The following is a 24,377-nucleotide window of genomic DNA, read 5'->3' as shown; positions in this document are numbered from 1 at the left end:
TACTCTAAGGCAACATTTTTATACCCAATAACAACAACTATAAACCATTAGCCAAAGAATATTAACCAACAACACATCATCCTTATCATAAGCCACCTAATAATAATACATAACACAGGTTAATCAAACCAATGAAACATTTAAAAACCCGAGAGACCCAAGTATATAAAACCACTTTCACCAATAAAAACAAAAGTAAAAGCAATAAGATCAAATTAACCCATCAATGAATTTAAACACTCAAGTCAAAAAATAATTAACCTAAAGCAGTTAAAAGATAGATCTAAATTTTGGTGTAAGTTGTGCGCTGCCATGACCTGAACTAATCTTAATTATGCATTCAGACTTTCTGAAGGATAAAAAACATGGTGAAAAAACGATTTATTGCTATTGCATCATTATTGGTACTTTGTGGTCTGCTATCGGCTTGTAATACCACCCGAGGTATTGGTCAGGATATTGAAGCTGGCGGGGAAGCGATACAGCGTAGCACCTATTAGATGCCTGGATATACACCGATGAAAAACCCTCTGAATGGAGGGTTTTTCATTAGTAACGCTTGTCTTTTAAGTAAATTTCATTCATTCGATTTTAGATAATCTGAAATCTCTCGCTTAAGATCACTATTGCCCCCTCAGTTTGTCGGATAGCAAACCATAGAGAGCGATATATATGTAAACGTAAAGTTACTATTAACAAGTTGCGTCTGCATCATTGCCAGGTAAAATGAGGCGCTTGGTAATTCGTAAGGTAATCGTTTCAAGGACTCATGGCTCAGCAACAGCGTATCGCAAAGTGGTTTTTAATATTGGCTTGCCTGCTGGTACTCGTCTGTACAGCACAGCGCATGGCCAGCTTGCATATGCTCAGCAAATACTCATCCAGCGATACTGCGGCATTAGTACAAGCACAAGATGACCAGAGCCAATCAACCTCCCCTTGTGAATTAAGCGCTAAATCATTACTGGCAGCAAATAGCATGGCGGGAGAACACCTGTTCTTTGCTCTGTTATTATTTATTACCTTACTGCTTGAACCAGCGCGCCAACTTCGTTTACTGATACCGCCACTGCGCGCCGTCTCTTTACCCCGGTTACGGGTTCATCTCAGGCTATGCATCTTCCGGGAATAAACACGTCTGTCGTTCGCTAATGACGTAGTAATTTTATTTTCGGAGAAAACTTATGTACCTATTTATCAGGGCGCTGGCGTTAAGCCTGTGTCTGTGGCTACCCGCCGCATGGGCGGCCGATAGCGGCTGGCTTAAAAGCCCACAAAATGAGCACGCTCAAGTTCGCTTGATTGCAGAACCATCAACCAACGGTTCAGTGCGGTTATTGCTGGATGTACAGCTTGCCGAGGGATGGAAAACCTATTGGCGCTCTCCCGGTGAAGGTGGTGTTGCTCCCACAATTCAGTGGCAAACGCCGGTTGAAAATCTGACCTGGGGATGGCCGATACCACAACGTTTTGACGTTTCAGGCATTTCAACCCAAGGTTATCACGGGGATACCGTCTTTCCACTTACGCTACAGTTGCCAACGGCAGAACGTCATTTGCAGGGTATTCTCACGCTATCCACCTGTAGCAACGTCTGCGTATTAACCGATTTTCCCTTCGATCTGGATCTAACACAGTCAGCGCCACAAAACTTCGATCATGCATTTACCCAAGCTATGGGGAGTTTGCCGCTGAATGAAGGAATGATCGACAGTGCACAAGCGGGTTACCACAATGGTGAGCTGCGCATTAGCGCAATACGTACTGAAGGTTGGCAAAAACCGGAGATCTTCTTTGATGTTCCAGAAGAAACCAGCTTTTCCAAACCCAAAATACAAATCGATGGCAATCGCCTGCTGGCCACGGTACAGGTTACCGATGGCTGGGAAGGCAGTTCACCTGATTTAAGCGGACAAAACCTCAGTCTGGTACTCAGCGATGGCGGATTAGCCCAACAAACCACGCTAAAAGTCAGCGATATCTTACCCACTTCCATCTCTTCATTAGGATTAGGTAGTGCGATTATATTTGCCTTGCTGGGCGGACTAATTCTAAATCTCATGCCTTGTGTTCTACCGGTGTTGGCAATGAAGCTGGGCTCGGTGCTACAACTGCAAAACCGCGAACGCACGGTGGTACGACGTCAATTTCTGGCTTCCGCTACGGGTATTTTAGTCTCGTTCTGGGCATTAGCCGGACTGATGACCGCTTTACGTCTCAGCCAGCAGGCGGTTGGTTGGGGAATTCAGTTCCAAAACCCATGGTTTATTGGTTTGATGGTACTGGTTACCGCGATATTTAGTGCCAATCTGTTTGGTTTCTTCGCCATTAATTTAGGCAGCAATACCTCTACTCGTTTAGCCACGGCCGGAGGTCAGGGACACGGCGGTCATTTTTGGCAAGGCGTTTTTGCCACTCTGCTAGCAACCCCCTGCTCAGCGCCATTCCTCGGCACTGCGTTGGCTTTCGCTCTGGCAGCGCCATTAACCGATTTGTGGTTAGTATTTAGCGCACTGGGTATCGGCATGAGCCTCCCTTGGTTACTTATCGCCGCGTTCCCGATCGTTGCGCGACTGTTACCTAAACCGGGCGCGTGGATGAACCGCCTGCGAGTTGTTCTGGGATTGATGATGCTGGCCTCCAGCCTGTGGTTAATCAGCCTGTTAGTTACGCATATTGGCATCTCAATAGTGCTCAGCCTTATCGGCGCATTGCTGCTTATTTTACTGGTTCTGACCGGTATTCATTATGGCCGTAAGACGCTATTTATCTGGGGAGCCGTGCTGTTATTAACCACCGGAGCCATCTTGGCGACCGGGGCGTTAACCGCTGACTATTGGCGCTCGCCCATGACCGATAATGTGCAGTGGCAACCATTAAGTGAACAGGCCATTACTCAAGCGCTACAGGAAAACAAACGCGTGTTTATCGACGTTACCGCAGACTGGTGCGTAACCTGTAAAGCCAATAAATACAATGTTCTGCTACGCGATGATGTGCAACGAGCGCTTAATCAGCCTGATGTCGTTGCGCTACGAGGTGACTGGACCAGACCCTCCCCTGAAATCAGTCAGTTCTTACAAAAACGCGGCGTTGCTGCCGTGCCGTTTAACCAAATCTATGGCCCCGGTCTGCCCAACGGCGAAGTGTTATCCCCGTTACTTGACCGTCAAACCCTATTAGAAACCCTTTCCAATGCTAAGGAATAATACAATGAAATTAACGCTCTCAACTTTATTGAAAACCAGCGTACTGGCTCTTGCCTCCATGAGTTTTATGGCCACTGCGGCACCGCTGAGCGCAGAACAACAGGATCAGGTACGTGAGCTGATTCGCGACACGTTGGTTAACAACCCGCAGATTTTAGAAGAAGCGGTAACCGCATGGCAGCAACAAAGCGCTGAACGCGCCAGCGTTCAACTCAGTACCGTGATTAAACAAAATAATGATGCCCTGTTTAATGATGCCGCCAGCCCACGTATTGGTGCCAAAAATGCCAAGCTCACGCTGGTGCTATTTACTGACTACAACTGCCCTTACTGCAAACAGTTCGACCCGCTGGTCGAGAAAATCGTTAAAAAATATCCTGATGTAGCAGTAGTGATTAAGTTACTGCCGTTTAAAGGTGAGACGTCACAAATTTCAGCCCAGTATGCCCTGACGCTATGGCAACAAAACCCCGCCCGTTTTACCGCCCTTCATCAGCGTTTAATGTCTAAAAAAGGCTACCATAGCGAAAGCAGTATTATTAGTGCGTTGAAATCCACTGATAATGCTTCATTAAAAATCGATGAGAAAACTACCGCTGAAGTACGCAACAGCTTAGGGTTAGCCGATGCGTTGGGCGTACAGGGAACGCCAGCCACTCTGATTGGTAATCAAATGATCCCTGGCGCTATCAGCTACGAAGATTTAGAGCAGTTAGTGAAAGCTGAACTGGCGAAGAAATCATAATGCGTTGGAAAAAATGGGCCAGAGAGCTGGCCATTTTTATTCTGGTGCTAACGGCCCTGATATGGGGAATGGATCAATGGCGTAAACCAGAACCACCGTCTATCGCCACGCTGCCTGAATTAACCTTGACCAATGGTCAAACCGTTTCTCTGGCAGAGCTTAGCGCAGAAAAACCGCTGCTGGTCTACTTCTGGGCAACCTGGTGCGGCATATGTAAGCTGACCTCCCCCACGGTGGATAAACTCAATGCCGATGGGGTCAACGTATTAAGCATTGCGATTCGCTCCGGTGACGACCAACGGCTAATGCGTGGTATGGCGGCCAAAGGATTCACTTTTCCGGTGGTTAACGATGAACAGGGGCAGTTCGCTGCCGAATGGGATATCGGCGTCACACCAACCTTTGTGATTATCCATCAGGGGAAAATGGTCTCAAGCACCAGTGGATGGAGTAGCTCCTGGGGATTAAAGCTGAGAATGTGGTGGGCAAGTCGATAAAGAAATGATTCAGTGCGGGGGGCTTATCTCCCCCGCTAGAGATCAAACGCCTCATAATGTGTATAATAGCCCATCAAATTTCGCGCCATTAAGAAAGCGACCATTTAACTTTCTGATATTAAACAATTTTAAGGTGATAAGAGTATGGGATTCAAATGCGGCATTGTTGGGCTGCCTAACGTTGGCAAATCAACCCTGTTTAATGCGTTAACGAAGGCGGGTATCGAAGCGGCAAACTTTCCGTTCTGTACTATCGAGCCTAACACGGGTGTCGTTCCCATGCCCGATCCGCGCCTTGACCAGTTAGCTGAAATCGTTAAACCTCAGCGCACTCTGCCAACCACCATGGAATTCGTTGATATCGCCGGTCTGGTAAAAGGCGCTTCCAAAGGTGAAGGTTTAGGTAACCAGTTTCTGACTAACATCCGTGAAACCGAAGCAATCGGCCACGTGGTGCGCTGTTTTGAAAACGACAATATTATTCACGTTTCCGGTAAAGTAAACCCGGCGGAAGATATCGACGTCATCAATACCGAGCTGGCCCTTTCCGATCTGGATACCTGTGAACGTGCGATTCATCGCGTGCAGAAGAAAGCTAAAGGCGGCGACAAAGATGCTAAAACCGAACTGGCCGCTTTAGAAAAATGCCTGCCACATCTGGAAAACGCCGGAATGTTACGCGCATTGGATCTGGATGCTGAAGAAAAAGCCGCCCTGCGCTATTTAAGCTTTCTGACGCTGAAACCAACCATGTACATTGCTAACGTCAATGAAGATGGCTTCGAGAACAACCCTTATCTGGATCAAGTGCGTGAAATCGCTGCCAGTGAAGGTTCTGTCGTAGTCGCCGTTTGTGCTGCTGTAGAATCAGATATTGCCGAGTTGGACGACGACGAACGCGATGAGTTTATGGCTGAAATGGGCTTAACTGAACCGGGTCTGAACCGCGTAATTCGCGCTGGCTACGAACTGTTAAACCTGCAAACCTATTTCACTGCCGGTGTTAAAGAAGTGCGTGCCTGGACTATCCCGGTTGGCGCTACCGCCCCTCAAGCCGCCGGTAAAATTCATACCGACTTTGAGAAAGGTTTCATCCGCGCGCAAACTATCGCTTTTGAAGACTTTATTACCTATAAAGGTGAACAAGGTGCAAAAGAAGCGGGTAAAATGCGTTCAGAAGGTAAAGAGTACATCGTTAAAGATGGCGATGTGATGAACTTCTTGTTTAACGTGTAATTGATTTTTCCTGTTTCAGGGCATCTTACGGTGTCTTAAAAGAAACGTAAAAACACTTAAAACCCATGCAATTGCATGGGTTTTTCTTTTTATAGTGTCGCAAGTTTTCTCACTACAGTGCTGTCGGAAATGAGCACAATAACGGTATAAAAATTATACAGATACACATTATGCTTACAGACACCCAGTACCCTACCGCAAAATCTAAAGAAAAGCGTTATCGTATCAATGACTTCAATGGGTTATACCTTGAAGTAAAGCCTAATGGTAAAAAGTCTTGTCGTTTTCGTTTTCAAATAAACGGAAATTCAAGCATGCTTGCACTTGCTCGCCCTTTCGAAGTTGCGAAGCTGAACGGTCTGAATTTGATCTTGATAATACACTCTGGACTATTCCCGCAGCGCGAAGAGAACATATTGTTCTCTTACCTATACAAGCCATTACTGTTCTAAAAGCCCTTTATGGCTTCACGGGTAACCGAAAGCATTTATTTCCCGGCCGAGATTCTTGCCATAAGGCCAATGTCTACCAACTCGCTAAGGCAATTTCTTAAAACGAGAGGCTTATAGCCCGCATGCAACTAGAATAACATTCAGTACACGGTTAAACGAGCTAGGTTATCGACCTGATGCTATCGAAGCCCAACTTGTCCATATGGACTCAAATAACATGAGATTATGATGCAGAATTGGAAGAATAAACTAGATATTTGGGCTGGGGAACCAACCTCTGAATTCAAAATATGGCATATGATTACTTGAATTGCTTTAACTTGACGGTTGTCACAGGTAGCGCCAATCAAAATTTGACAGTCCGCTTTGAGCAGTGAGTTAAACTGCAGTTCCAAATAGGCTCACTTACTTTAGCATTAAAATATGATTATGATGAGCATACTGGGGTAGCAACAATTAAATACATGGATGAAGTATGAAAATTAAAAATATCCGAATAAAAAATTACCGATTGCTAAAAAACATTAATCTGACGTTGGATGATAGAACAACATTGATTGTCGGGCGCAATAACACAGGAAAGACCTCGTTTGCGGAGATTTTCCGCAGCTTATTGAACTCAAGAGGACCAAAAGTCCGATATGAGGACTTTAATCAGTCATGTCTTAAAGGCTTTGAAGACGCTCTAAAAGCTTTCAATAGTTCCATTGAAGATCAAGATGTTCGCTCTTTAATGCCGACAATAGAGTTAGAACTTCGCATTAACTACAAGGACAATGAAAACGAATTCGGAGTTTTGGGCGACTTTATCATTGATCTCGACGATACCCTCTTTGAGACCTGTGTGTTGGTTTCCTACCAATTGAAGGACGGCAAGGTTAAAGATTTCTTTCATCCACTGAATCTCTCCAATCGAAAGAAATATTACTCAGGTCTTAAAGAATCGATAAACCAGCATTATGAGCCTGTCATATATGCAATTGATCCGACTAACCCTGAGAACAAAGTTAAGATTGAATTTGCATCCTTTAAACGACTTATCCTGTCAGGACTGATCAATGCGCAGAGAGGCCTTGATGATGAAACTCACAGCGAGCGTGACGTACTTGGGAAATCGCTGGGGAATATATTTAAAAGCGCAAACAGTTCTGGTGCGCCTGAGGCCTTCAAAGCGAAATCTGAAGAGGTGAATAAGGTAGTCGAAGAACTTCAGGATAAAGTAGATACCGACTTTCAGAAGAAAGTTAAAGCACTTTTACCGACGCTGAATATATTCGGTTACCCGGGACTGCAAGATCCCAACTTAAATGCTGCTACAGAGTTAAATGTAAAGTCTCTGTTAGAGAGCAATACCAAGGTTTTTTATGAAGGGGAAGATCATTTTACTTTGCCCGAGACCTACAATGGTCTGGGTATTCGTAATTTAATATTCATTCTCTTTAGAATTTACGAATATTTTAGAGAATTCCAGTCGCAAACAACGCCTCCCAAAGGCCATTTAATTTTTATTGAAGAGCCTGAAGCACACCTGCACCCACAAATGCAGGAGGTATTTATTCGACAACTAGAGGAAATAGTTAAAGAGTTCCAAAAGCAGTTGAATGATGGAAATGTATGGCCAGTACAATTTGTTGTTAGCACCCACTCGTCACATATCGCGAACGAAGCTGACTTTAGCAAAGTTCGTTATTTTCTCTCCAAAAGTGGTAAGGAAACAAAAGTTAAAGACTTGGCGGAAGCGTTTTGCAGTGAAGAGTCAAAGACGGATAAGGAATTTTTGCACAAGTATTTAACGCTCACAAAATGCGATCTCTATTTTGCGGATATAGCTATTTTAATTGAAGGTGCCACAGAACGAATACTCTTACCAGAGATGATCAAAAAAATCGATGACGCTATGAGTTGTAGTTTGCGGAGAAAATATTTGTCGGTGGTTGAAGTTGGCGGTGCATACGCTCACCATTTTTATAAGTTTATTGACTTTCTTGAACTCAAAACACTGTTCATAACTGACCTGGATTCGGTAAGGCAAACTAAAGGTAAAAAGTCGACAACATATCCTGCTTCGGCTGTTAGCGAAGGAACCCATTCCAGCAACGTAGGACTGTCAAACTGGTTTGGTGGCGATGGGTATTCTGAGCTAAAAGATATTCGCTCTAAAGATGAAAACTCAAAAACTGCCGGAAGCCGTCGGCTTGCTTTTCAAGTTGATGAAGATGAAATCAAATTGTGTGGACGAAGCTTTGAGGATGCTTTCATTCTGGCTAATACGAGCCTATTTGAATTAAGTGATTTAAAAGAAGAAAAATTAGAGAAAGCTGTATTTGAAAGGGCTAAAGAAATAGGTAAGGACAGCAAAGCGAACTTTGCAATTGAATACGCTGTGGAAAAAACTAACTGGGTTGTTCCCAAATATATTCGTGAGGGACTAGAATGGTTGGATAAGGATTGTTCAGGCAATCCCGAAGGAGGTGCTTCATGATAAGCATGAATCCAGCTGAACATGCTTCTGTCGAGGCCCTTAAGCAAATCAGACATTGTATCGATAACAATTCGTGCTTTCGTTTGGAAGCTGGTGCAGGTGCTGGAAAAACCTATTCATTAATTGAGTCTATTAATTATCTGATATCACGCCAAGCCAACTTATTGTTAAGTAATCGACAGCAAATTGCTTGTATCACATACACCAACGTAGCAAAAGACGAAATAAAAGACAGAACGGACCACCACCCAGTTATCTTTTCAGATACCATTCACGCTTTCTGTTGGAGCATTTTACAACACTATCAAGCGAAGTTGCTGGAGCATATTCCTGAACTAGGTGAAAAGTGGGTGCAAAGAATAGCTGGTTCTCCAGGCATTAATAATCAAGTCGTTAAATACGAACTAGGATTTCCTTCGATTAACGAAAGAGAAATCACCTTGCATCATGATGATGTGGTTTTATTGATGTCCCTTATGCTTTCTTATCCAAAATTTCAAAAGCTGCTAAGAAGTAAATTTCCGATAGTGTTCATTGACGAATATCAGGATACCGATCGCAATCTAGCGGAAAGTATTGTTGGCAATCTTATAGATAACGACTCTGGTGTTATGGTTGGACTTTTCGGTGACCATTGGCAAAAGATATACGGGACTTCTGCTTGCGGCTTGATTTCCAGTACCAAAGGAAAAATTGTAGAAATAGGCAAAAAGGCGAATTTTCGATCAGATAAGAACATAGTGCAATGTTTGAATAGAATGCGCCCCGATCTCCCGCAGGCTGAATCTAACCCAAACTCACAGGGTGTCATAAAGGTTTTTCATTCCAATGATTGGGGGGGTGTTAGACGAGATGGCAAGGGTGGTGGGCATTGGAAGGATGACCTCCCAGAATCTGACGTAAAGGATTATATCTTAAAGACGAAATCACTGATGATTGGAGATGGTTGGGACTTCTCCCCAGAAAAGACAAAAATTCTGTTTTTAACCAATAATATTATCGCCAGTGAGCAGAATTTTAAGAATCTAGCTGACTGCTTTTCCTATACGGACGATTACTTAAAAAAGAATGACAAATATATAAAGTTCTTTCTTGAAGTTGTTGAGCCAACCTTATTTGCATATGAGCATAAACAGTACGGCGAGTTGCTACAGATTAAGAAGGGGAATCATCCTAAATTAAAGTGTCAATCTGATAAAACGAATTGGCTGAAAAACCTTGATAGAGCTTTCCAAGTGAAGACTACTGGAACAATCGGCAATATGCTGGATCTCCTGATGGAGACCAATACACCTCGAGTTCCATCGAAAATTGAAGACTCAGAAACAAGATTCAAAAGCCTGACATCACAACAAGCTGGGGAGTTGGACGATGATGAGTCGAAATTTACTCGTAAGCTTAGTAAGTTTCACTCTATAAGTTACCTGGAAATTTCAAGTTTGAGCGCATATATCGACGACAAGACCCCATTTTCAACGAAGCACGGTGTAAAAGGGGCCCAATTTGATAATGTGCTTGTGATCTGTGGTCGAGGCTGGAATCAATATAACTGGAATCAAATGTTGGAGTGGATGGATGAATCTTATCCTGCCGACAAGCAAGATACATTTGAACGAAATCGAAACTTATTTTACGTAAGCTGTTCGCGCGCAAAACATAACCTTACCTTGTTGTTTACCCAAGAGTTATCCCAAAAGTCAATTTCGGTGCTTGAGCGGATCTTTGGTAGTGTTAGTTCGATAGTGTAATGGTCGACTAATTATGGGAATATCGTTAAGCATAATGAAAAATATGGATTTTATAAACTTTAGTATATTAATTAGAATCGCCATTATTAATTGGGTTAAAATAAATCTAATTAGTAAACCTTAATTGTCATTATTTAACAAAAGATAACTTTATATAATACTGGCATAAGTAAAATACCACCTCTAAGAGAGGTGGCCTTGCATTGCCCTCTATAAAGATGTGCCCCCCCCCAAAAAATGAGTACACATTTAAGTACAAATAAAGAAAAATTAAATAAATTAATTTAAATTCAATACGATAGATAGATAGATAGATAGATAGATAGATAGATAAAAACAGTTTAATGTGTAGTTAGTTTTACTGTCTATGACATCTTTGGATGATTTATGACGACAGTAAAGATGCTATTTCACTTCAAAAAATTAACGAAAAATATCATTCCTGATGTTTTCGATATCTTCCTTACTAAACGAGATATTTACCTTTTCGTCAGTATCCCTCAAGATTTTATGCGCAATCAATTCAGTCACTGGACTAATAATATTGAAGTGGTCAGCACCATCAATTTTATAGATATACAGAGGAATCTTGTTATCTTTCGCCACCGTTTTTAAATCATCAAACTCCGGCCAGTAATACTCTTCGCCTTCAAAATAAAAAGTTGGTGATTTTATTGATGTCACAAATACACCAGGGGAACGAAGACGAAATTCTTCCAGGTTATTTTGATTAAATGGAACTTCAACCATCATTTTTCCCATTTCAATACGGCTTTTCAAATCGGGAATGCCCCCCAGTGAAAAGGCAGCCCTGAAACCGGTTAGAGCTTCGCTACCCAGCAAAACGCGCGTACCACCCGTGCTATGTCCCGCTAAATAAATTCTGTTTGGGTCAACATACGGCAGTGAGGCTAGATACTGTCTGGCAGACTCTAAATCATCTATTTCACCATAGAACATTTCATATTTTCCTGGATTGTTATTTTCGCCCCGAAAACTCGGCACCATCATAACTAACCCCGACTTTCTGAATGCACTACCGGTTTGGTCGTTATCTCTAGGCTGCTCTGCCCAGAAATAATCATCGTGACCAATGCCGCCGTATCCACCAATTAACCAAATCACCGCCGGATGTTTTTTCCCATCCTGTGGGTCAGGCGTAAGAAAAGCCGCCATATTGCCGTCTTTGGCAGGATAGCGGACTAATGAAAAGATATCTGCCGGGGGCGTTGCTGGCTCACCATCTCCTTGAAAGCTGGTATCGACAATATCCGTCTTAAATTTCGCTCGAGCGCTACTCAAACTCTCGGTGCTTACCTCTCCGGATTGGTCAGCTTGATCGCAGGCGGTAACGGATATACATATGGAAAAAGCAGCTAACATAAAAAAAGACTTGGTCAAAAATTTATAATTTCTCATTACGAAATCCTTGTCGTTTAATACTTATTGAAAACTTACCATAACAAAAAATCAGCTATTCATGCTCGCTGTAACACGTTATCTAACCTAACAAACAAAATCCCCATCATCCATCACCCGCAACGGGTCTATATCACTCTCTTTCTTAATTACCAGACCGTTCTCAGAACGTACACAAACACCGCCATAGTGACCGCCAACGGTGAAAGTACACAGTTGAATATAACGTCCATCGACCTCAGGCAAGCACCATAGCTGTTGGTAGATATTTTTCTGTCCGGAGAATTTTCCGGAGGTTTCATCCAGCACCTGCTCATCGTGACTAATCAGTCCGATATTATTACCGCAGCGTCCGGCAATCGGCTTGACCGCGTACCCACTCTGCTCCAGCTCCGCGTTCAGCTCAAAATCTGCATCCAGCAGGTAACGATGATGTGGGAACAGCGACCAGAGCACCGGCAAAATCGCTTTATTACTGGGGATAACCGTCCACAGCGGCTCAAATACCATCACTTCAGGGCGCAACAGCACATCAATCAGCCGTACATTATTTTTCGGATGTCCGGTGCGAATAGGCAGCGCGGCGTGATCTTCCTCGCTCTCTACCCGCAACTGCTCCAATGCAGTTTCCCATGCCCAGGTTTTCCAAACGCAGTTCACTGGTCGATTATCGCCATCTACTAATAAACCAGCGGATTCCCACTGTAGTTCATCCAGACCGTGCAGGATTTTACTGGCGAAGCCCGCCTTGGTTAGTGCTCGCTGCATAAACTGAGCGTGATAGCTCTCCTCATCGTCATGATCCTGAAGGATATGAACAAATGGCCGTGCGTCGCTATGCTTCCAGGCATCCGCTAGCGCATCAAGCAGATATCTTCCCGGATCATCGCCCAGTACACCTCCGGCCTGCTGCGCCCATTTTCCCAGTATCAGTCCGGTTTCGGCATGACAGGAGGCTGAATCAGCATTGTATTCATACACTTTAAGACCGCGCTCATCCATGCAGAAATCAAGACGCCCAGTGATCATATGATGGCGACGGCGCTGCCATGACAACCTCAGTCGAGGCCACAGTGCTTCAGGAATATCAAACAGCGCCAACAGATTGTCATCTTTCAACACTTTATCGGTGGCGTGTAAATACATGAGATGCAGTTCGTTGGTCGCATGGATCAACTCCTGCTCAGCACTTTGGGAAATAGTAAAATAGCGGTATGGATCGGCGTTAAACACATGCCCATGGTTCGATTGTATATAGGCATGTTCCAGTGAGTCCTGTTCGTTCAGCCATGCACCGTTAAACTGCCCTTGATTGGCAACGCGTTCGCTATGAATGGTCAGATAAGGTGCCGAGATCTGCGGCTGCGGTAGACTGTATTGGCTGTCCTCGGTCTGGATCATCCAGCCCAGAATTTCAGTATCGTCAAAACTGTCCTGAATAAAGTATTTTCCATCCTGATGAATCAGTGCTAATTCACGCGTCCACTGCTGCCCCGCAGGTAACGGACTATGGATCACATTCTGCTCCACCACTCGTACCCGATCGGCCAGTACCTGAGTGATGATCGCCACGTGCCCGGTATGTTCAAATTCACCGCCCTGCTGCCAGATCAACAAAGACCCCGCGACCGGTAATCGTTCACAGCCGTTGGCAAACGCTTGCAGAGGCAGAATATTATCGTTTACTACCTGACGTAAATAGCGTAATGAGAAGATCTCATAGGCCATTCTGACATCGGTAAAGACCGTTCCGTAGTTAAGGTAAAGAAAACGACGGGCAAACTCGACGCACTGCCACTTATAGCCCATATACTCATTATCTCGATAGCTTCTAAATGAAGCGTCATCAAGCTTATCCAGATTTTCTATCGAATCATAATCCGAGGAGTAAATGGCTACACCACCGGGCGCATAACCCAGCAGCGTACCGAAAGGGGCGTGTTTTACTGTGGTATTTTTACACATAGCGGGACCTTACATGAGTGTAGCCATTGCCATAGCAACAGAAATAAAAATCCATCTAAAATCTGCAGGCAATCTCCAGTCAGATTCACAATGTGGCGCTTGTTCTTGGTATGTGAACCGGTAGTCTGAACCCTTAAAGGATCAATGACAGTTATAATAGCACCGTTATCAATATAGCAAACTCGGTTTAGGCCACCGTAAGATACTTGCTAACGCTATGCCTTCATTCCCAGTCGTTTTGCTAAGCGATGCAAATTGCCGACATCAAGGCCTAACGCTCTTGCACTGGCGGACCAGTTCATCTGATTATCCTGCAATGTTTTAGCGATAGTCCGGCGTTGAAAGTCCTGTGTCGCCTGCTGAAGATTTAATGATAATGGGGCATCTACCGTCGCTGTAACGCTACTTTTTGTCTCTTCTTTACACTCAGATATCGGTAAATTAAACAGATAGCGATACAGTAACACCTCACTTTGATTTTGTGCCGCTCTGGCTAAAACGGCCGCTCGTTCAATGGCATGTCTCATCTCACGTACGTTACCCGGCCAGTTATAACTTTCCAACATGGCAAGCGTATCTGGGGGAAGGCTAAGCTGTGTTAGCCCCAATTTATTGCGAATCTGCTCGACAAAGAATCCCGCCAATAACACAACATCACCTTTTCTGTCCCGCAATGGCGGAACATAAAGCGGAAATACGCTTAAGCGATGAAAAAGATCGACTCGAAAACGCCCCTCAACCACCGCTTGCTTGAGGTCACAGTTGGTTGCAGCAAGAATTCGTACATTAACCCGCTTGGTACTATCTTCCCCTACCCGTTGCAAATCGCCATATTGAATCACCCGCAAGAGTTTAGCCTGAAGTACCAGCGACAGCTCACCGATCTCATCCAGAAACAACGTGCTGTTATCCGCCATTTCAAACTTACCGGTTCGGTTATGTATCGCTCCGGTAAACGCACCTTTAACATGACCAAACAGCTCACTTTCCGCTACGCTTTCAGGCAATGCCGCACAGTTCAAATATACCATGGGTTTAGCCGCTCGAGGCGATAAACGGTGTACCGCATTAGCCACCAGTTCTTTACCGACTCCCGTTTCACCGGTAATCAACACATTCAGGTCTGAGCTGGCAACCACATTAATCTCATGCTGAAGCTGCTGCATTGGTTTAGAAAGCCCCACCATCTCCTCATCGGCGCGATACACACTCTGTTTTCTGAGATCGGCCTCACCAGAGGTGGGCAGCGCCTGTTTTTCCAACATAGAAACCAAAAGCGCATTGTTTAGCGCTGACGATGCTAAAGCACCGATCAACCAAAGCTCCTCATCACTGAATACGTCAAACTGCGCCGGATTCAGGCTGTCAAACGTCAATGCACCGATTAATTCCTGATCGGCAAACAGAGGTAATCCTACACAGGCATGAACTTTAAGCTCATCGTGACCGGGTATCAAACCATCATAAGGATCGGGTAAATGGCTATCGGCCGGGAAACGTACCACGTTACCGGCACGGGCAATGGCTTCCAGTCGGGGATGAGCTGAAAGAGCAAATCGCCGACCGAGAACATCCGGTGATAAACCGTCGATAGCTAACGGCCTGAACTGCTGATTTTCATAGCGTAATAATGCCGATGCATCGCACTGTAATAGCTCTCTTACGCTGCTAATCAGCCGTTGAAAACGATCTTGCCCGGACAGCCCATGCTGTAATTCGATTGCAATATTAGCCAAAGATTGAATTGATAAGTTCATAATTTGTCATTTCGACACAGTTATAGTCATTTTGACAATCATACTGCATTGTCAAAATGACTAATAGCTTTTTAATTATTATAAAAATCAATTAAATAATAGTTGGCATGTAGTTTGCAATAACCATAGAAGGAAACCATTTAATGTTAATTTAGGAAACCACCATGGCGATTCAAGTTAAAAACAATATCAGTTGGGTTGGACAAAGGGACTGGGAAGTGCGTGATTTTCACGGCACGGAATACCAAACGACTCAAGGGAGCAGCTATAACAGCTATCTGATCCGTGAAGGTAAAAATGTACTGATTGATACCGTAGATAAGAAATTTAGCCGGGATTTTGTCGCTAATCTGGAGCAAGAAATCGATCTTAATACTCTCGACTACATCATTATCAACCATGCAGAAGAAGACCACGCGGGCGCATTAAGCGAGCTGATGGCTCGAATCCCTAATACCCCTATTTATTGCACCACCAATGCTATCGACTCGATCAATGGCCACCATCACCATCCTGAATGGAATTTCCACACGGTGAAAACCGGCGATTCGCTGGATATTGGTAATGGCAAGCAGCTGATTTTTGTCGAAACACCAATGCTGCACTGGCCTGATAGCATGATGACCTATATGACCGAAGACGCGGTGTTATTCAGTAATGATGCTTTCGGTCAGCACTATTGCGATGAACACCTGTTTAACGATGAAGTCGATCAGACTGAACTGTATGAACAGTGTATCCGTTACTATGCCAATATCCTGACGCCTTTTAGCCCGCTCGTCGCACCTAAAATTCATGAAATTCTCGGTTTTAATTTGCCGGTATCCATGATCGCGACATCGCACGGTATTGTATGGCGTAAGAACCCAACCCAAATTGTAGAAAAATATCTCGAGTGGGCGGCGGATTATCAGGAAGATCGCATCACTATTTTCTACGATACCATGTCTTCTAATACCCGCATGATGGCTGATGCCATTGCTCAGGGGATTCATGAAACTGATCCGGCAGTGGCGGTAAAAATCTATAATATTTCCCGCCACGATAAAAACGAGATATTAACTCAGATATTCCGTTCCAAAGGTGTACTGGTCGGTTCATCAACCATGAATAACGTTATGATGCCCAAAGTTGCCGGTATGCTGGAAGAACTGGCCGGTTTGCGCTTTCGTCATAAAAGAGCTTCCGCTTTTGGCAGTTTTGGCTGGACCGGCGGTGCCGTCGATCGTATTCAAACACGTTTGATGGATGCCGGATTTAATATATCCCTCTCTCTTAAAGCTAAATGGCGTCCTGACTGTAGTGCACTGGAAGAATGTCGCGAGCACGGCGGTAAAATTGCCCGGGAATGGGCGCTGCACCCGCTAAACACTCCAGCGCCATTAATTTCATCGACCAACAACGCCAATAAATCTGAAATAACGGCGGCCAGTACTGGCGTTTGTATGATATGCAGCGTTTGTCAGTGGGTTTATGACCCTGCGCTGGGCGAACCGCTACAAAACGTAGCACCAGGAACCTCATGGTCCGATGTACCAGAATCATTCCTATGCCCTGCTTGCGCATTGGGTAAATCAGTCTTTGATCCAATGTAACGGAGGACATAATGGAAAATAATCTTGTTATTATTGGTTCCGGTTTTGCTGCGCGCCAACTGGTGAAAAATATCCGCAGGCTCAATAAGCAGGTAGCCATTACCTTAATTGCGGCAGACAACTGTGATGAATACAACAAACCGGATTTAAGCCATGTATTCAGTTTGAAACAGTGTGCTGATGACCTAACGCGTCAATCAGCAGAACAATTTGCTCAGGAAAATAATATCACGCTGTATGCCAACACGCGGGTAACCATGATTGATCGTCATATTAAACAGATAGTATGCGGCAATCAGCACACCAGCTATCAAAAGCTGGTGTTGGCAACCGGTGCACAGGCTATCGTCCCCTCTGTTTCGGGAGACGATTCGATAATCACCTTCAACAGTCAGGATGAATACCGACAACATCAGGATCGGTTGCAGACAGCAGAAAAAGTCATGGTACTGGGCGCCGGTCTGATAGGTAGTGAACTGGCGATGGATCTACAGCGTGCGGGTAAACAAGTGATATTAGTTGACCGTGCTCATAGCTTACTATCTCTGGTTATGCCGGCAGAACTCAGCAGCCGTTTAACCCATAAATTTAGCCAAATAGGGATTCAGCTAGCCCTGAATAATGAACTTACCAGCATAGAAAAAACCACTAATGGCATTAAAGCGACGCTACGTAACGGACTCGTCACTAACGTGGATGCCGTTATTGCTGCCATTGGCCTTAAACCTAATATTTCACTGGCTACCGCAGCCGGATTAGCTACAGATTGCGGTATTCAGGTTAATAGCCAATTACAAACCTCAGATACTGATATTTATGCTCTGGGCGATTGCGCCGAAGTGGAAGGCAAAGTGCAGCCTTTTCTGCAACCAATTCAATTGGCAGCCATAACGCTGGCGAAAAATCTACTGGGTGCAACGGAGAAATTACGGCTGCCAAACATGCTGACCAAAGTAAAAACCCCTGACCTACCGCTGTTTTTAGCCGGTGAAACCCATCGCCAAGATCTCAATTGGGAGATAGCGTTGAGTCATTCTGGAATGGTTGCTCGAGGTTTCGATCGTTTACAGCAACTTCGCGCTTTTATCACCAGTGAAAGCCATACGCCACAGGCTTTTATCTTATTACGTGAGCTGACTTTTTAATTATCGCGCCCCTGGACGGGGAAACAGGATGTCACCTATGAAAGAATTATTATGTTATAAAACCATGCCCGTATGGAATAGTGAAAATCTGCCGGTAAGCTTTACCCGGCAACACAACACTAAGCCCGGAACTTGGGCTAAATTAACGATACTAAAAGGCAGCTTAAATTTCGCCATCATGACCGAATCCGGTGAAACTACCGAGACACTGGTTTTTACTCCCGAGAGCGATACGCCTTTTGTTGAGCCCCAACAGTGGCATCGGATTGCTTCCTACTCCGAAGATATGCAGTGTCAGTTAGCCTTTTACTGCACCGCTGAAGAGTATTTTAGTAAAAAATATCAGTTGACTCAGACCCACTCTGAAGTGGTTGAAGCCGTGAAGCTGATCCCTCCGGGTAAAGCGCTGGATTTAGGCTGTGGTCGTGGCCGTAATGCGCTCTACTTAAATCTCAAGGGGTTTGAGGTCAGCGCTTGGGATAATCATTCCACCAGCATTGATGACCTTAATAACTTGATACAGCAAGAAAATCTATCAAATATTACCGCTAGCGTGAACGATTTAAACCGTATCGATTTTGCCGGTCACTACGATTTTATTCTCTCTACCGTGGTATTGATGTTTCTTCATCCGGACAGGATCCCTGCATTAATCGATAACATGCAAAAGTGTACCGCAATCGGGGGATATAACTTAATTGTTGCCGCCATGGATACCAAAGACTATCCATGTCCAATGCCATTCCCTTTTACCTTCCAGCCGGATGAATTAAAAAGGTACTATCAGAATTGGCAAATCGTTAAATATAACGAAGATGTCGGTCAGCTACATAAAACTGATTCCGACGGTAACCGCCTAACCCTACGTTTTGCAACGCTGTTAGCACGAAAAATAGACTAGACCTTTAAGTCCGATCTCATAGATAAAACCTAACATCATAGCGGTTCACCGGGCGCATGCGCCCGGTGAACTTCATCAGATTCAAGCTAATCCAGCGCGTACGCTCAAGGGTGCCTCCGGTGATGTATTAACTACGCTCACCCTGCCGACCGGCGACCAACAGCGCGGGCAAACCGTCTGGAATAACTATTGTTCCGCCTGCCACGGTGCTCAGGCGGATGGGAATTCTGTCGCAGCCCGTAGCCTACTGCCGCGACCAACCAATCTCACTGCCTTTAGTTATGATCCACTGGCTTTCGCGACTATTCTGCATAATGGCGTCGCGGGTTCCTCCATGCCGGCCTGGCGTGATCTCTCGCCACAGCAGGTTGCCGATATCTACGCTTGGTTAACCACCTTACGGACGAAAGCGGATAACAAAGCACTCAGCACCGCCAGCATCGCTCAGGGTGCTGAGTTATTTGCGAATAACTGTACCAGTTGCCACGGGGTAAATGGCGACGGCCAAGGTCCGGCGGCGGCGCTGTATAAACCGGCTCCGTTTGATTTTCTGCATCAACAGCCGGACGCACAAGAGATCGATCGTGTGCTCCGTCAAGGCGTACCGGGAACCGCGATGCCACCTTTCCCTACGATGAGCGCGGCGCAACGAGCGGCACTTGCCAGCTATGTTCGTTCTTTACATCAGCCAGAAAAAGCGGCGAATACTCATCCCTGATTTGGAGAAAATAGATGTTAACTATCGTCGTGATTGTGATGTCAGTTCTGCTGGTACTGTCACTGTTATGTTGGCTATGTTCACCGACATGGCGGAAAAAGATTGAAGAACCCAAATACCGTTTTTTACAGATGAAACAGCCGGGTGTTGAGCAGAAAAACTCGAAGGAATAAGCGCTATTCATTGCCTCTGCCACCGGGCAGAGGCAATGATCCAAGCTAAGATAAATTAGAACAGATAACGCATACCTAAAGTAACCTCACTTGAAACCAAACGTGCTTTCATTTGTTCGTCTTTCAAACCACGGGCATTGGTGAAGTTATTGTAGCCACTTTCAATTTTGCCCATATCGACATAGCGATAGCCTAAATCAACACTGATGCGCTCCAGCGCGGTGTAGCTGATCCCCGCCCCTGCTGAATAAGCCAGATTATTTTGCGTGCTGGATGCATACTGACGAGAGGTATTGCCCTGCCAACCTTCAGATTTTACTTTGGCCACACCCAGACCCAGCGTGCCATACACCGAAACGTTATAGCCTAACTCGTAGTCGCGAAACACATTGAGCATCAGGCGCTGCGCTTCGACTTTATGGTGATTATAACTGCTGGCAAAGGTGGTTGAACCGCTGGTATATTCGCTTTTCTTCTTGAATACATACTCGCCTTCACTGCGCCAGCCATTCCCATACTGATAGCCAGCAGAGAGGGCTCCGCTATAAAAATTATGTTTCTCATCACCGCTGACAAAGTTACCAACACCGGGACGGCTGCTGGTATCCATATCTTTCGCAGATTGTTCTGCGTGCAGTAATTTAATGGCTGCGTAATATCCTTCCAAATTATTATCGGCAAAAACGTTACCGGACACGATAGCCAAAGAAGCCACCAACATAAGTGGTTTGATATTCATGTTTTCCTCGCTTGAAAAGGTTATTTATGATGAAAAATAAAGGCCTGATTAAATTAACCAGTAGCAAGCAGAGGAACAATTCGGGTGACTACCTAACGTTTTAGGTATTTTTACTTAACTGCGAGATCTTTGGTTATGCCGTTCAGTTAACGGCGGAATGAGGGAGCACGTCCAGCATCGAGGCTGGACGTGGCGCGGTCTTCACTAACCAGCATTAGCACATAGCGCACCTACCGGTATTTTTTAGCAGAACGACAGATTATCGATACCTATCGTTCCCGTAGTGCTTCTTTCACTTTATTCAATGGCTTGACCAAATAATCCAGTACGCTTTTCTGTCCAGTCTTGATCTCCACGCTGGCCACCATTCCCGGCAAAATGGGGAAGCGAGTACCTGATTTATTACGCAGTTCAGCACTTTTCGTCAGCACGTACACTCGGTAATAATATTGATCGCGTCGAACTTCATCCTGCAGAGTATCCGGTGAAACCACCTCCACCGTGCCGTCCAAATTGCCATAAATCGACGAATCATAAGCGGTGACTTTTACCGTGGCCGGCAAGCCTGGGCGAATATAGGCAATATCCCGTGGGTTAATTCGCATTTCAACCAACAATCGATCCTCAAGGGGAACGATTTCCATCAGTTTGCCCCCAGGCTGTAACACCCCGCCCACCGTCGTGACTTGAATATCTTTCACAATACCGCGTACCGGTGAGAATATGGTGGCACGGTCAAGCTGATCGGCTTTACCGGCCATCACTTCCATTTGGGCATCTAAATCAGCGTTATTTTTAACCTGTTCTTCACGGGCGCGTACCGCGTATTGATTTCGGGCATCGTCAATCTTTCCCTTTAGTTCACTGGCCTGACGCTGTAGGCGAATCACTTCCACCTGACTAGCCGCGCCTTTCGCCACCAGCGGCTGAGTCATTCTCAACTCATCAACCAGCAAATTATACGACTTTTGCAGGTTAGCCACCGTTTCGTCCAGATTACGCCGCCGAGACTCATACAATTGCCGTTCACGCGCTACCAGCTCCGGTTCCCGCAGGGTATCTTCACTAAACTGCAACGGTGCTCCGGTCAACTCAGAACGTAAACGCTCCGCTGAGGCGCGCAGTGTGCGCACCCGCGATGCTGCCTCGCCATAGTTCGACTGAAAACGCTTAGGATCGAGCTTGGCCAGTACCTGTCCTTTATTGACAATATCCCCTTCATGTACCATCAACTCTGCAACAATCCCGCCATCCAGACTTTCTATTTCCTGCGCCCGCGACGATGGCGTCACCTTACCCGTTCCTACCGTTACTTCATCTAGCTTGGCAAAACAGGCCCAGATAAAGAACACTACCAGTCCGAACAGTGTCAGCCAGACAACGGACGAGTAATAACGCCCTTGTCGTGCCATGTCTTCCTTCATCGACAATTCGCTCATCGTGTTATCCTCATGCCACAACAGCCGTCACTTTGCTATTAGACTGCGCCTGATTCAGGATCTTATCTCGCGCCCCATCGGCAATCACTTTACCGCCGTCCATCACTACAATCCGGTCAACCAGCGCCAGTAATGCCGGACGATGGGTGACCAACACCAGCGTACGACCTGCTAACCAGCTTTGTAATTGCTGAATCACGTAATTTTCCAACTGTTCATCCATCGCCGCCGTAGGTTCATCTAACAACACCACTTGAGGATTACGTACGATAGTTCTACTCAACATCACCATCTGGCGCTGACCACCAGACAGTCCGCGACCACCTTCATTGATCAACCGGTCAAGGCTGGAGGCATCTTGCTGCACCAAACTTATTGCCCCGCTAATTCGCAATGCCTGGATCAGTTCCTGATCGGTTGCGTGAGGATGTCCGAGCATAAGATTTTGGCGTAACGTACCGAAGAACAGGCGCGAATCCTGCGACAAGAAGCCAACCTGACGGCGAATATCCGCCGGATCGACCTGTGACATATCCACTCCATCCACCAGCACTTTGCCTTTCGTGGCCTGAGCCTGCCCCGCTAACAGACGTAGCAGCGTAGATTTCCCGGCGCCTACCTTGCCGAGAATGGCGACCCGCTCACCGGGTTTAATTTCCAACTGGGAAATCAGCAGTGCCTGATCGCCCTGCTCTTCGTCATAGCTGTACTGCACATTGTTGACTTGGTAATGTCCGGCCAATACCGGACAATGCGCCATCTTTTTTTCAGCATCACGATCCAACGGTTTTTTTAGCAGGTCATTCAGCCCGGTCATGGCACTTTTCGCATGCTGCCAGCGTGAAAACACCATAGTAAGCTGCATTAATGGCGCGATAGTGCGTGAAGACAACAGGCTACAGGCCACCATGGTACCGGTGGTAATATCGCCGTTCAGTACCAAATAAGCGCCGAACACCAGCATGCTGGCAAAGGTAATCTGCTGCACCGTGGAAGCCCAACCGCTTAACCGAGCCCCCCAAATCCGCTGTTTCATGCCGATGGCGGCACTCACCGCATGGGTCTGTTCCCACTGGCGTTGAAAATAGGGTTCAGCCTGTAACGCCTTGATATCCTCAACCCCTTCAATAGACTCCACCAGCACCGCATTACGTATCGCACTTTCACGCATCCCTTCTTTGGCTAATTTTGCCATCGGCCATTGCACCAAGATGCCAGGAATCACGATCAGCGGAATCGCCATAATCGGAATAATCACCAGTTCTCCACCGACTGCCGCCATGATCGCCAAAAACAGCAGTACAAACGGCATATCCAGCGCCGCCCCTACCGTGGTTGAAGTGAGGAGTTCTCTGACCTGGTCAATTTCACGCAGTTGGGAGATAAACGAACCGGTTGATTTAGGCCGCGCGTCGTTCTTGATGGATAACGCGCGGGCAAAAAACATCGAAGAAACTTTCAGATCGATATGTTTACCCATCAAATCAGAAATATGGGTACGGGACAAACGGATGACAAATTCCAGCGCCGCCGCAAACATTACCCCAACAAACAATACCCATAGCGTAGGATAGGACTGCGCGGGGATCACTCGGTCATAAACCTGCATCGAGAACAAAATGCCTGCCAGCGCTAAAACGTTACTAATAATCGACGCCAGGGAGATCTCCCCCAACTGCCGCCCAGCGTGGCGAAAGTGATGCCAGAACCAATGCTTACGATACGGCTGTACGAATTCGTCGATGCGTGAATCCTGTCCACGATTTGCGATCCCCAACAACACAACGTCTGGCTGAATACGCTTTAGCAATTCCTCTAACGGTTCTTCCCGTATCAGATCGCCGCTTTCGCCCAGCCAATACATCACCCGCTGTTCCGCATCTAACGCTTCGAGGATGATCAATGAACCATCCTGTAGCTGTGCCATAACCGGTAAAATTTCATCACGCCAGTGCACTTTAGATGCGGATAATATTTTTGCCTGTAGCCCCATTAAGCCACTCAGTCGCTCCAGACGACGCGGCAACGGTAAATTTTCATACCAATGCATCTGCTGACGTATCGCAGGAAGATCGGTTGTCATACCAAAACGCCCGGCAGCCCGGGCCATCGCTGTAATCCAACTGTCAGAATTAGGATATTGCGCCATTATCTCAT

The 24,377-nt window shown here is 45.7% G+C and carries 19 protein-coding genes and 1 pseudogene; 14 read left to right on the top strand and 6 right to left on the bottom strand.

What is annotated here, in order from left to right:
• Nucleotides 1-365 precede the first annotated feature (365 nt).
• The 9 genes and pseudogenes from BMZ28_RS07920 (at nucleotide 366) to BMZ28_RS07880 (ending at nucleotide 10,369) form a co-directional block, all read left to right on the top strand.
• Nucleotides 366-500 (top strand): entericidin A/B family lipoprotein, encoded by a 135-nt coding sequence (locus BMZ28_RS07920; protein WP_047781202.1) that lies wholly within the window; start codon nucleotides 366-368, stop codon nucleotides 498-500.
• Between the two features lie 269 nt (nucleotides 501-769).
• Nucleotides 770-1,132, top strand: coding sequence for a hypothetical protein (locus BMZ28_RS07915; RefSeq protein WP_047781203.1), 363 nt, complete (start codon nucleotides 770-772; stop codon nucleotides 1,130-1,132).
• A gap of 52 nt (nucleotides 1,133-1,184) precedes the next feature.
• Nucleotides 1,185-3,209: a protein-disulfide reductase DsbD family protein gene (locus BMZ28_RS07910; protein ID WP_074822160.1), complete on the top strand. Its 2,025-nt coding sequence runs from the start codon at nucleotides 1,185-1,187 to the stop codon at nucleotides 3,207-3,209.
• A gap of 4 nt (nucleotides 3,210-3,213) precedes the next feature.
• The gene (locus BMZ28_RS07905) at nucleotides 3,214-3,954 is read left to right on the top strand and encodes a DsbA family protein (protein WP_074822158.1); all 741 of its coding nucleotides are present in this window, start codon (nucleotides 3,214-3,216) and stop codon (nucleotides 3,952-3,954) included.
• Nucleotides 3,951-4,451: a protein disulfide oxidoreductase gene (locus BMZ28_RS07900; RefSeq protein WP_114986707.1), complete on the top strand. Its 501-nt coding sequence runs from the start codon at nucleotides 3,951-3,953 to the stop codon at nucleotides 4,449-4,451. The genes BMZ28_RS07905 and BMZ28_RS07900 overlap by 4 nt, the downstream gene beginning before the upstream one ends.
• Before the next feature lie 144 nt (nucleotides 4,452-4,595).
• Nucleotides 4,596-5,687, top strand: coding sequence for a redox-regulated ATPase YchF (gene ychF / locus BMZ28_RS07895; protein ID WP_047781207.1), 1,092 nt, complete (start codon nucleotides 4,596-4,598; stop codon nucleotides 5,685-5,687).
• A gap of 170 nt (nucleotides 5,688-5,857) precedes the next feature.
• Nucleotides 5,858-6,448: pseudogene (locus tag BMZ28_RS17605) on the top strand (tyrosine-type recombinase/integrase).
• Nucleotides 6,449-6,614: 166 nt separating this feature from the next.
• Nucleotides 6,615-8,621, top strand: coding sequence for an AAA family ATPase (locus BMZ28_RS07885; RefSeq protein WP_074822150.1), 2,007 nt, complete (start codon nucleotides 6,615-6,617; stop codon nucleotides 8,619-8,621).
• Entirely contained in the window at nucleotides 8,618-10,369 is a 1,752-nt protein-coding gene (locus tag BMZ28_RS07880) for a UvrD-helicase domain-containing protein (RefSeq protein WP_074822147.1), read from the top strand. Before BMZ28_RS07885 ends, BMZ28_RS07880 begins: the two co-directional genes overlap by 4 nt.
• A 423-nt stretch (nucleotides 10,370-10,792) precedes the next feature.
• Here BMZ28_RS07880 and BMZ28_RS07875 read toward each other — a convergent pair whose 3' ends face one another.
• The 3 genes from BMZ28_RS07875 to norR form a co-directional block, all read right to left on the bottom strand.
• The gene (locus tag BMZ28_RS07875; protein ID WP_074822145.1) at nucleotides 10,793-11,788 is read right to left on the bottom strand and encodes an alpha/beta hydrolase family protein; all 996 of its coding nucleotides are present in this window, start codon (nucleotides 11,786-11,788) and stop codon (nucleotides 10,793-10,795) included.
• 87 nt (nucleotides 11,789-11,875) lie between these two features.
• Nucleotides 11,876-13,753, bottom strand: coding sequence for a bifunctional glutathionylspermidine amidase/synthase (gene gss, locus BMZ28_RS07870; protein WP_047781208.1), 1,878 nt, complete (start codon nucleotides 13,751-13,753; stop codon nucleotides 11,876-11,878).
• A gap of 215 nt (nucleotides 13,754-13,968) precedes the next feature.
• Complete coding sequence (gene norR, locus BMZ28_RS07865; RefSeq protein ID WP_074822142.1) at nucleotides 13,969-15,510, bottom strand: nitric oxide reductase transcriptional regulator NorR; 1,542 nt, start codon at nucleotides 15,508-15,510, stop codon at nucleotides 13,969-13,971.
• Nucleotides 15,511-15,674: 164 nt separating this feature from the next.
• Here norR and norV point away from each other — a divergent pair, with 164 nt between their 5' ends.
• From norV to BMZ28_RS17490, 5 genes are read left to right on the top strand one after another with little or no spacing between them, the layout of a single operon-like run.
• Nucleotides 15,675-17,105: an anaerobic nitric oxide reductase flavorubredoxin gene (gene norV, locus BMZ28_RS07860; protein ID WP_074822138.1), complete on the top strand. Its 1,431-nt coding sequence runs from the start codon at nucleotides 15,675-15,677 to the stop codon at nucleotides 17,103-17,105.
• An 11-nt stretch (nucleotides 17,106-17,116) separates the two neighbouring features.
• A complete protein-coding gene (gene norW / locus BMZ28_RS07855; protein ID WP_074822136.1) occupies nucleotides 17,117-18,250 on the top strand; it encodes an NADH:flavorubredoxin reductase NorW in 1,134 nt (377 codons plus the stop codon).
• 37 nt (nucleotides 18,251-18,287) lie between these two features.
• Nucleotides 18,288-19,151, top strand: a complete 864-nt coding sequence (gene tehB, locus BMZ28_RS07850) for an SAM-dependent methyltransferase TehB (RefSeq protein ID WP_074822134.1) — start codon at nucleotides 18,288-18,290, stop codon at nucleotides 19,149-19,151.
• Nucleotides 19,152-19,173: 22 nt separating this feature from the next.
• A complete protein-coding gene (locus BMZ28_RS07845) occupies nucleotides 19,174-19,869 on the top strand; it encodes a c-type cytochrome (RefSeq protein WP_345889634.1) in 696 nt (231 codons plus the stop codon).
• A gap of 14 nt (nucleotides 19,870-19,883) precedes the next feature.
• Nucleotides 19,884-20,042, top strand: a complete 159-nt coding sequence (locus BMZ28_RS17490) for a hypothetical protein (RefSeq protein WP_158487434.1) — start codon at nucleotides 19,884-19,886, stop codon at nucleotides 20,040-20,042.
• 55 nt (nucleotides 20,043-20,097) lie between these two features.
• Here BMZ28_RS17490 and BMZ28_RS07840 read toward each other — a convergent pair whose 3' ends face one another.
• The 3 genes from BMZ28_RS07840 to BMZ28_RS07830 all read right to left on the bottom strand — a co-directional run bounded on the left by BMZ28_RS07840 (nucleotide 20,098) and on the right by BMZ28_RS07830 (nucleotide 24,369).
• Entirely contained in the window at nucleotides 20,098-20,781 is a 684-nt protein-coding gene (locus tag BMZ28_RS07840; RefSeq protein ID WP_175474934.1) for an outer membrane protein, read from the bottom strand.
• A gap of 269 nt (nucleotides 20,782-21,050) precedes the next feature.
• Nucleotides 21,051-22,220: a beta-barrel domain-containing protein gene (locus BMZ28_RS07835; RefSeq protein ID WP_047781213.1), complete on the bottom strand. Its 1,170-nt coding sequence runs from the start codon at nucleotides 22,218-22,220 to the stop codon at nucleotides 21,051-21,053.
• A 10-nt stretch (nucleotides 22,221-22,230) separates the two neighbouring features.
• The gene (locus BMZ28_RS07830; RefSeq protein ID WP_047781214.1) at nucleotides 22,231-24,369 is read right to left on the bottom strand and encodes a type I secretion system permease/ATPase; all 2,139 of its coding nucleotides are present in this window, start codon (nucleotides 24,367-24,369) and stop codon (nucleotides 22,231-22,233) included.
• Between the last annotated feature and the right edge of the window lie 8 nt (nucleotides 24,370-24,377).

It is taken from the genome of Pragia fontium DSM 5563 = ATCC 49100 (assembly GCF_900112475.1).
In the GTDB taxonomy this organism is placed as follows: Bacteria; Pseudomonadota; Gammaproteobacteria; order Enterobacterales; family Enterobacteriaceae; genus Pragia; species Pragia fontium.
This window is presented reverse-complemented; position numbering and strand designations above follow the sequence as displayed.

What these genes read in the sequence shown, in the direction of transcription:
- BMZ28_RS07920 (WP_047781202.1), top strand. Translation starts at nt 366, where the DNA reads ATGGTGAAAAAACGATTTATTGCTATTGCATCATTATTGGTACTTTGT.
- BMZ28_RS07915 (WP_047781203.1), top strand. Translation starts at nt 770, where the DNA reads ATGGCTCAGCAACAGCGTATCGCAAAGTGGTTTTTAATATTGGCTTGC.
- BMZ28_RS07910 (WP_074822160.1), top strand. Translation starts at nt 1,185, where the DNA reads ATGTACCTATTTATCAGGGCGCTGGCGTTAAGCCTGTGTCTGTGGCTA.
- BMZ28_RS07905 (WP_074822158.1), top strand. Translation starts at nt 3,214, where the DNA reads ATGAAATTAACGCTCTCAACTTTATTGAAAACCAGCGTACTGGCTCTT.
- ychF (WP_047781207.1), top strand. Translation starts at nt 4,596, where the DNA reads ATGGGATTCAAATGCGGCATTGTTGGGCTGCCTAACGTTGGCAAATCA.
- BMZ28_RS07885 (WP_074822150.1), top strand. Translation starts at nt 6,615, where the DNA reads ATGAAAATTAAAAATATCCGAATAAAAAATTACCGATTGCTAAAAAAC.
- BMZ28_RS07880 (WP_074822147.1), top strand. Translation starts at nt 8,618, where the DNA reads ATGATAAGCATGAATCCAGCTGAACATGCTTCTGTCGAGGCCCTTAAG.
- BMZ28_RS07875 (WP_074822145.1), bottom strand. Translation starts at nt 11,788, where the DNA reads ATGAGAAATTATAAATTTTTGACCAAGTCTTTTTTTATGTTAGCTGCT.
- gss (WP_047781208.1), bottom strand. Translation starts at nt 13,753, where the DNA reads ATGTGTAAAAATACCACAGTAAAACACGCCCCTTTCGGTACGCTGCTG.
- norR (WP_074822142.1), bottom strand. Translation starts at nt 15,510, where the DNA reads ATGAACTTATCAATTCAATCTTTGGCTAATATTGCAATCGAATTACAG.
- norV (WP_074822138.1), top strand. Translation starts at nt 15,675, where the DNA reads ATGGCGATTCAAGTTAAAAACAATATCAGTTGGGTTGGACAAAGGGAC.
- norW (WP_074822136.1), top strand. Translation starts at nt 17,117, where the DNA reads ATGGAAAATAATCTTGTTATTATTGGTTCCGGTTTTGCTGCGCGCCAA.
- tehB (WP_074822134.1), top strand. Translation starts at nt 18,288, where the DNA reads ATGAAAGAATTATTATGTTATAAAACCATGCCCGTATGGAATAGTGAA.
- BMZ28_RS17490 (WP_158487434.1), top strand. Translation starts at nt 19,884, where the DNA reads ATGTTAACTATCGTCGTGATTGTGATGTCAGTTCTGCTGGTACTGTCA.
- BMZ28_RS07840 (WP_175474934.1), bottom strand. Translation starts at nt 20,781, where the DNA reads ATGAATATCAAACCACTTATGTTGGTGGCTTCTTTGGCTATCGTGTCC.
- BMZ28_RS07835 (WP_047781213.1), bottom strand. Translation starts at nt 22,220, where the DNA reads ATGAGCGAATTGTCGATGAAGGAAGACATGGCACGACAAGGGCGTTAT.
- BMZ28_RS07830 (WP_047781214.1), bottom strand. Translation starts at nt 24,369, where the DNA reads ATGGCGCAATATCCTAATTCTGACAGTTGGATTACAGCGATGGCCCGG.